2 protein-coding genes are annotated in these 1,364 nt (G+C 29.4%); both read right to left on the reverse strand.

Annotated features, from left to right (window positions below):
- Positions 1-583: iron-containing alcohol dehydrogenase (locus GQX97_RS12195; protein WP_157152205.1), on the reverse strand; the 583-nt coding region annotated here is incomplete at its 3' end.
- Between the two features lie 153 nt (positions 584-736).
- On the reverse strand, positions 737-1,364 hold a 628-nt coding region (gene dapD / locus GQX97_RS12200; protein WP_157152206.1), incomplete at its 5' end, for a 2,3,4,5-tetrahydropyridine-2,6-dicarboxylate N-acetyltransferase.

The following is a 1,364-nucleotide window of genomic DNA, read 5'->3' on the forward strand; positions in this document are numbered from 1 at the left end:
CTATTCCGCATGCCACTTGATAATAAGGCAAAGTAAAAGTAAAACAAGGATTCATTATAGCAAATTTTGGGCGATTAAACTCTGTATTAAGTCCTCTCTTCTCTAAAGTTTCATCATTAGTAAGCACTGCTGATGTACTAGTTTCACTTCCTGCAGCAGAAATTGTAACTATGCATCCTACATTAATAGTTTTTTCTAGAGTTTTTTTGTATGTCCAAAAATCCCAAATATCAACATCAGGATTAGCTGCTCCTATTGCTATTGCTTTTGCAGTGTCTATTACGCTTCCTCCGCCTAYCCCTAAAATTAAATCAGCATTMAACTCTATAGCTTTTTTTACTCCAACTCTAGCATGAGAAAGTARWGGATTWGCTTTTACATTATTAAAAAAAGTATAATCAATATTCTCTTTTTTTAACATGTTTTCTATATTTTCTAATAACCCATTTTCTTTTATTCTATTAGAGCCATAAACTATAAATACTTTTTTAGCATTTAATTTTTTTATTTCTGAAACAGTACTATCTTGAGCATTTTTTCCAAATATAACTTTGGTAGGAAGCTGTAAATTAAAACTTTGCATRTTTCAAACCTTCATAAAAACAATAAATTAAAATGATTGCACTTCATTAAAATTTTAATTTTTTACAAAATAATATTTATTAATAAATTATATTTATAAAAAATCAAAAATTAAAAAATGCAATCATTTGAAAATAGTATAAAATATTTAAAATTATTTTCTTAAATCATCAACTAATTTTGTCTTATCAATAGTTTTACTGTCTTTCTCTTTAATAACTTTAGCAGGATTACCAGCAACAACTTGATTATCAGSCACATCTTCTATAACAACAGCACCCGCACCAATAACAGCATTCYTACCAATATGAACACCCTCTAATACAACAGCATTAGCYCCTATTACAACATTATCTTCTACTATAACAGGCTTAGCAGAAGGAGGCTCTATCACCCCAGCCAATACTGCACCCGCACCAATATGACAATTCTTACCAACAATAGCACGTCCGCCTAATACAGCACCCATATCTATCATAGTGCCMTCTCCTACTTCAGCACCAATATTGATAATAGCTCCCATCATTATAACAGCATTGTTGCCTATTTTTACTTTGTCTCTTATTATAGCRCCAGGCTCAATTCTCGCATTAACATCAAAATAACTTAATGTAGGTACTCCAGAGTTTCTTCTGTCATTTTCTAAATAATAATCCATTATAAACTCTTTATACTCTTCTAATATTCTTTTTACTTCATCATAATCRCCAACTATAAAATTAAAATCTCCATAAGAAAAAATTTTAGCATTAGTTTTTATATTTGATAAAGTTCCTTTTATA

The sequence above is a fragment of the Brachyspira sp. SAP_772 genome (assembly GCF_009755885.1).
Taxonomy (GTDB): Bacteria; Spirochaetota; Brachyspiria; order Brachyspirales; family Brachyspiraceae; genus Brachyspira.